General features: G+C 61.4%; 8 protein-coding genes. 6 read left to right on the top strand and 2 right to left on the bottom strand.

Annotated features, from left to right (window positions below):
• The 3 genes from GPA21_RS18770 to GPA21_RS18760 form a co-directional block, all read left to right on the top strand.
• The coding region (locus tag GPA21_RS18770) for a tyrosine-type recombinase/integrase (RefSeq protein WP_168989616.1) at positions 1-304 on the top strand (304 nt) is incomplete at its 5' end.
• A gap of 1 nt (position 305) precedes the next feature.
• Complete coding sequence (gene ybaK, locus GPA21_RS18765) at positions 306-797, top strand: Cys-tRNA(Pro) deacylase (RefSeq protein WP_168989615.1); 492 nt, start codon at positions 306-308, stop codon at positions 795-797.
• 174 nt (positions 798-971) lie between these two features.
• Positions 972-1,358: an H-NS histone family protein gene (locus GPA21_RS18760; RefSeq protein ID WP_168989614.1), complete on the top strand. Its 387-nt coding sequence runs from the start codon at positions 972-974 to the stop codon at positions 1,356-1,358.
• A 102-nt stretch (positions 1,359-1,460) separates the two neighbouring features.
• Here GPA21_RS18760 and GPA21_RS18755 read toward each other — a convergent pair whose 3' ends face one another.
• Positions 1,461-1,835: a dihydroneopterin aldolase gene (locus GPA21_RS18755; protein WP_168989613.1), complete on the bottom strand. Its 375-nt coding sequence runs from the start codon at positions 1,833-1,835 to the stop codon at positions 1,461-1,463.
• A 90-nt stretch (positions 1,836-1,925) separates the two neighbouring features.
• Between GPA21_RS18755 and plsY the strand changes: the two genes are divergently transcribed.
• On the top strand, positions 1,926-2,516 hold the full coding sequence (gene plsY, locus GPA21_RS18750; protein WP_168989612.1) for a glycerol-3-phosphate 1-O-acyltransferase PlsY: 591 nt from the start codon (positions 1,926-1,928) through the stop codon (positions 2,514-2,516).
• A gap of 140 nt (positions 2,517-2,656) precedes the next feature.
• Here plsY and tsaD read toward each other — a convergent pair whose 3' ends face one another.
• Entirely contained in the window at positions 2,657-3,703 is a 1,047-nt protein-coding gene (gene tsaD / locus GPA21_RS18745; RefSeq protein WP_168989611.1) for a tRNA (adenosine(37)-N6)-threonylcarbamoyltransferase complex transferase subunit TsaD, read from the bottom strand.
• Between the two features lie 325 nt (positions 3,704-4,028).
• On the opposite strand from tsaD, the gene rpsU reads away from it, so the two are divergent.
• Together rpsU and dnaG are read left to right on the top strand one after the other, a co-directional pair.
• Entirely contained in the window at positions 4,029-4,241 is a 213-nt protein-coding gene (gene rpsU, locus GPA21_RS18740; RefSeq protein WP_168989610.1) for a 30S ribosomal protein S21, read from the top strand.
• Positions 4,242-4,366: 125 nt separating this feature from the next.
• Positions 4,367-6,178: a DNA primase gene (dnaG, locus tag GPA21_RS18735; protein WP_168989609.1), complete on the top strand. Its 1,812-nt coding sequence runs from the start codon at positions 4,367-4,369 to the stop codon at positions 6,176-6,178.
• The last annotated feature ends 57 nt before the right edge of the window (positions 6,179-6,235 follow it).

The raw sequence follows: 6,235 nt of genomic DNA, 5'->3' as shown, positions 1-6,235 counted from the left end.
GGCCCTGCTCGGCGCCAGGCGCTCTGACCACGTCTTCGTCACCCGCCTTGGCAGCGGGATGAGCCGGCAGATGTTCTGGCGTCTGATCAAGCGCTACGGCGTGCAGGCTGGCATCGCTGCCGGAAGTCTGTCGCCGCATACCCTGCGTCATGCCTTCGCCACTCACCTGATCAATCACGGGGCCGACCTGCGGGTCGTGCAAATGCTGCTCGGCCACGCGGACATCTCCACGACCCAGGTCTATACTCATGTCGCCCGCGAGCGTCTCAAGGCGCTCCACCGACAACACCATCCGCGCGCTTAGCATGGCGAAATCCCCAACCCACGCCCCCGAAACCCCTGCCACCCGGCTTCTGAAACAGCTGCGCATACCGTTTTCCACGCATCTTTATGAATACGAAGCCCACGGCGGCACCACAGTTTCCGCTCGAGAACTCAACCTGCCTGAACACGCCATAGTCAAGACGCTGGTCATGCAGGATGAGGACGCCAACCCACTCATCGTATTGATGCACGGCGATCGTACGGTCTCGACCAAGGAGCTGGCGAGGCAGGCCGGCCGCAAGCGCATCGAACCGTGTAAACCCGAGGTGGCAAATCGCCATTCGGGTTATCTCATTGGCGGCACATCACCGTTCGCCACGCGCAAAAAAATGCCGGTATACATGGAGAAAAGCATTCTCGATTTGCCGCTGATATATATCAACGGCGGCCGCCGAGGCTTTCTCGTTGGCATTCACCCCCACGACATCCTTCGCGCACTCCAGCCCGATTTGATTAGCGCTGCCCTCGAGTAACCCATAGCACAGACGTCATTCTCGAAAAGATCCTGCATAAGACTTTCGTTCAATGTCGATTCGAGAAATCTGTTTATTTCCTTTTTCTTGAGTGGCAGAATGCGCTCACCGATTCAGCACTCCAGCTGAATCGAACCTATGACAAGACTTCTAATCCACTTTCCAGGAGAGACAATGGATCTCGGCTCGATGAGCAACACCGATTTGCGCCGCCTTCAGACCCGCATAGGGGTTGAATTGCAGCGTCGCAATGAATCCGCCAAGAAAAACGCGCTGAAAAGAATGAAAAAGATCGCCGAGGAAGAAGGTATCTCTTTCGATGACGTGATTAGTGAGATCGCAGGGTCTGCGGCTACCAAGCCCCAGCGCCGCGGCCGAAAGGCGGCCGGCGCGCGGACCACCAAAGTCAGCGCAGCCAAGGGCAGCAAGGTGCCGCCCAAGTATTTCCACCCTGAAGATCCAAAAATCAGCTGGTCCGGACGGGGACGCAAGCCTCAATGGGTCATCGATTGGCTGGCGCAAAACAAGCCGATCGAAGAACTCGAAAAAAAGGCGTCGTGAGTCAATAAACGGCCTGAATTGCAAGACGCACCAGGCGGCTTCGCTGCACGGTGCGTCTTGCCTTGCCCTACAGGCCCGGTAGCCTCGAGTACCACAGGCTCGCTATACCTGCTCCGGTAGCGAGCGGCCGTCTCGGCCACGCTGGATGAAGACACCAACGCGACGTACATCGCGCATCACGGCGATCTTCGCGATTCTCAGTTTCACCCAAGGCGCACCGAAGTCGTCGAAAAGCATATTCACGACGAATTCACCCAAGGTCTCGATCAGGTTGAAATGCTTTTCAGCCAACTCCGTACGAATACGCTCGACGACTTTGGCATAGTCGATCGTGTCGTCGATATTGTCCCGCTCGGCAGCGGCATCGGGCACACCGAAGGTGAGATTGAGCTCGACCATCTGAGGGGCGGCCTTCTCGCGCGGGTAGATGCCGACCCACGCCTTGACCCGCAATTCCTCGATGAAAATGAAATCCATGGGTTTTCCGTAAGTTAGAATGCGAGCCGATTCTACCGCTCCAACCCGCCTCTGCGTGCCAATGCAGACGCTTCGCCGGAACGACCCACGATGACTCTCGTCCTGCTTCTTGCCGCTGCCTATGCCGCTGGCTCGGTTCCCTTCGCCATCATCGCCAGCCGGCTGTTCGGCCTCGAAGACCCGCGCAAGTACGGATCCGGCAACCCGGGAGCCACCAATGTACTGCGCAGCGGCAACAAGGCCGCCGCTATCGTCACACTCATCGGCGACTGCGCCAAGGGGTGGGTCGTGGTGCTGGTCGCCGCGGCCATCGGTTTCGGACCGGGCGAAGCTGCACTGGCCGGTCTGTTCGCCCTGCTTGGTCACATATTCAGCTTTTTCCTGCGTTTCAAAGGCGGCAAGGGCGTGGCGACCGCGCTTGGCGTACTCGGCGGCATCGACCCCTGGCTCGCATTGATCGCCCTGCTCACCTGGCTGGGCGTCGCTTTCGCCACGCGTTACTCGTCGCTCGCCGCGCTGTGCGCGGCCGCTGCCGCACCGATTGCGACTCTGATCCTGATTCCAACGGTCGGCACCTTCGGTGCGGTATTGGCAATGTCCGGCATTCTGGTGTGGCGCCACAAGGACAACATTACACGCCTCAAGAACGGCACCGAACCGCGCATCGGCGGCAAGAAGTAAGCCACGCCAGTTCGCGGCTCACGCCGCTCCTACAGGTGATGGACATGCATCGGGTACCGTGCGGCCACTGCCTGTGGGAGCTCCGTCAGGCGCGAAGGCGGCTTTCGCCAACCACCGACCTGTTCCACCCGCTTCGCTGCTTACGCCGTTCCTGCGGGTTCAACTGGCGGCCGGAGGTCGGCCAAGGGCCAGCGTGGGCGCACGCTCACTGCGCCTCCGGGTGAGCCGCCTGGCCCGCGCTCGAAGCGCAGCGCAGCAGCGAAGGCGATCATTGCGCCGTTGTCAGTGCATAGTTCGGGCTCGGGGTAGAACACCCTCCAGCCCTTGCGTTTGGCCGCGCGGTCGAGCTGGGCGCGAAGGCGTCGGTTTGCACCCACGCCGCCCGCGACGACGAGCTGACTCAAACCACTGGCCTCAAGGGCTGCGAGCGATTTCGCCACCAGCACATCCACCGCCGCTTCCTGAAAGTCCGCGGCGAGGTCGGCCGCGTCATCCGCCTTCCAGCCAACTCCATTGACGACGTTCAGCACTGCGGTCTTGAGTCCGCTGAAACTGAAGTCGAGGTCACCCGAGCGCAGCATCGGTCGCGGCAGCTTGAAGCGTCCGGGCTTTCCCTCGCTGGCCAGCGCAGCGAGTTGCGGGCCACCCGGGTAGCCGAGCCCCATCAGCTTGGCTGTCTTGTCAAAGGCTTCACCCGCCGCATCATCCAGGGTTTCGCCGAGAAGGACGTACTCTCCAACGCCACTGACCGACATCAGCTGGGTATGACCACCCGACACCAGCAGGGCGACGAAGGGAAACTTGGGCGGATCGGCGGAAAGCAGCGGCGAAAGCAGATGCCCTTCCAGATGATGGATGGGCAACACGGGCACGTCCAGCGACATGCCCAGCGACTCTGCAAAACCCGCGCCAACAAGCAGCGCACCGGCAAGCCCGGGGCCGGCGGTGTAGCCGATGGCGTCGATCTGATCGAGTCTGCAGTCAGCGGCTCTCACGGTCTGGCGGACCAGTGCCGGGAGCAATCGGATGTGATCACGGGACGCGAGCTCGGGAACCACGCCACCGTAGGCGGCATGAAGATCGATCTGAGAATGGACAGTGTGCGCGAGCAGGCCTGCCTCGGTGTCGTACACCGCCACACCGGTCTCGTCGCACGAAGTCTCGATTCCCAATACACGCTTGCCCACTTTGCACCTGCCCTTTCAGAGTTCACCGCGGAATGGTATTCAACCGGGAAAGAAATAGCCAACACCTACATTGAACCTGGAAATCGCGGCTGACCGCTCACCATGACCTTGATCATCATGAAGATGCTTGAATTCCTGCCTTTGCGTGGGCTCACCCAGTGAGTGTGTACGCTTCGTGTCCGATTGCACGTCTGGCGCACGGATGGGTTGCTGCACGACCGCCCGGCACCGGCACGATCCCTCTCCGAACCCGACTTGCACTTGACTCAGGATGCAGGTTAGAATCCGCGTTTATTCGAACACCAGACCACCTAAGGATTTTGTGATGCCCGGCATTCGCGTCAAGGAAAACGAGCCGTTTGAAGTTGCGATCCGCCGCTTCAAGCGCACCATCGAGAAAACCGGCCTGCTGACCGAGCTGCGTTCGCGCGAGTTCTACGAGAAGCCCACCGCCGAGCGCAAGCGTAAGCTCGCTGCCGCGGTCAAGCGCAACCACAAGCGCCTGCGCAGCCAGACCCTGCCGCCGAAGCTCTACTGATCGATTTTCCGCACGGAAGTCGGTACACACGCCGGGGCGAACCATCGAGGTTCGCCCCGGCGTAGTTTTTGCGCTCGAAGCGCTGGCAGCCTGCCAGCGCGTAAACCCGTAAGGGAGGCGCCGCGTTGATCCCGCAGTCTTTCATCCAGGATCTACTGTCGCGCGTCGACATCGTCGACGTCATCGAACGCCACCTTACGCTCAAGAAAGGCGGCGCGAACTACTTCGCGTGCTGCCCTTTCCACGGCGAAAAAACCCCCTCTTTCTCCATCAGTCCAGCAAAGCAGTTCTACCACTGCTTTGGCTGCGGCGTGCACGGCAACGCTATCGGTTTTCTGATGGAATACAGCGGCCTGTCGTTCATCGAAGCGGTGACCGAGCTCGCCCGACAGATCGGCGTCGAAGTACCGCGGGAAAGCGGCACCAGTGCCCCGCAGATCGCCAAGGGCGAGCAGGACGCACTGCTCGAGGCAATGAACACCGCTGCCCGCTTCTACCGGGAACAGCTCAAACACCACCCTGCTGCTGTCGATTACCTGAAGCGCCGCGGCCTGACCGGTGAGATCGCCGCACGCTTCGGAATAGGCTACGCGCCTGATGGCTGGCAGGCTCTGGCGGAGGCCTTCCCCGCTTACGACGCCAAAGCCCTTCTCGAGGCCGGGCTGGTCATCGAGAACGAGGCCGGACGGCGCTACGATCGCTTTCGCGACCGGATCATGTTTCCGATCCAGGACCGCCGTGGTCGCATCATCGCCTTTGGCGGTCGAATCATCGGTGAAGGCGAGCCAAAGTACCTCAACTCGCCCGAGACCCCGCTTTTTGAGAAAGGGCGGGAGCTATACGGTCTGACGCAAGCACAACAGGCGATTCGGGAGAATGGTTTCGTCCTCGTCGTCGAAGGCTATATGGATGTGGTCTCGCTGGCCCAGTACGGTGTCGGCAATGCGGTCGCCACGCTTGGCACGGCGACCACGCCGGCCCACCTGAAGTCGCTGCTGCGCTTTTCCGACCGCATCGTATTCTGCTTCGATGGCGACAAGGCCGGACGCAAAGCGGCCTGGCGGGCACTCGAAGCCTCGCTGGAGTCGCTGCGCGACGATGCCACCCTCGCATTCCTGCTGCTACCCGAGAAACACGACCCGGACTCCTTCGTGCGGGCCGAAGGCGCCGAGGCGCTGCTCAAGGCAGCGGCATCTGCCACGCCGCTAGCGGCCTTCCTGCTGTCCGAGCTTTCGACGGATATCGACCTCGGCAGCGCCGAAGGTCGAGCCCGTCTGGTTCATGACGCAGCGCCGCTGATTCGCCGCATCGCTGCGCCGGTACTGAAACTGCAACTCACGAAACAGGTCGCCGAACTCGCTGGCATGACCCAGGCCGAGGTCGAGTCCGTCTGCGGCCTCGCAGCTCCTCTTCGCCCGCCGGCACGTGACGAAGAACCCCCACCCTGGAGCGGCAGTCGCCCGGCGCGACCGCCTCAGCATCGTCGCCCGCGACCAACTTCCCCCATTGCCGCCCTGCTACGCCTCGCGCTTCAACATCCAGGCTGGCTCGCAAGACTCCCGGTCGACCTCGTCCCAGGCGACGATGAACACGGGCGAGCACTGATCGCACTGATCGACGCGATGAGTATCGGCGACGTGGACCCCACCTGGGGGCTCGGAACACTGGTCGAACGCTTTCGCAACACACCGCACGGTGACACGCTCTCAGCGGTTGCGGCAGAACTCGTCGACAGCGACTACGATGAAGCGACCGCCGAGGACTTTCTCGAGGACACGGTGCGCAAGCTGCAGATCGACGCCATAGAGAGGGAGATCCGCGCGGTGACCGAGCGCATTCGCACAGACGGTCACGACGCCGAGGCACGCCAGCGCCTCAAGGAGCTGTTTGTCGACAAGCGGAACCTCAGCGAGAGCAGCAAGACTAAGAATCTATAGTATAATTTACGGTTTCCCGATTTTTAAACCACCGCGATTCAAGGAGTCCCATGGCCC

Source organism: Azoarcus taiwanensis (assembly GCF_012910885.1).
GTDB classification, from domain to species: domain Bacteria; phylum Pseudomonadota; class Gammaproteobacteria; order Burkholderiales; family Rhodocyclaceae; genus Azoarcus_F; species Azoarcus_F taiwanensis.
This window is presented reverse-complemented; position numbering and strand designations above follow the sequence as displayed.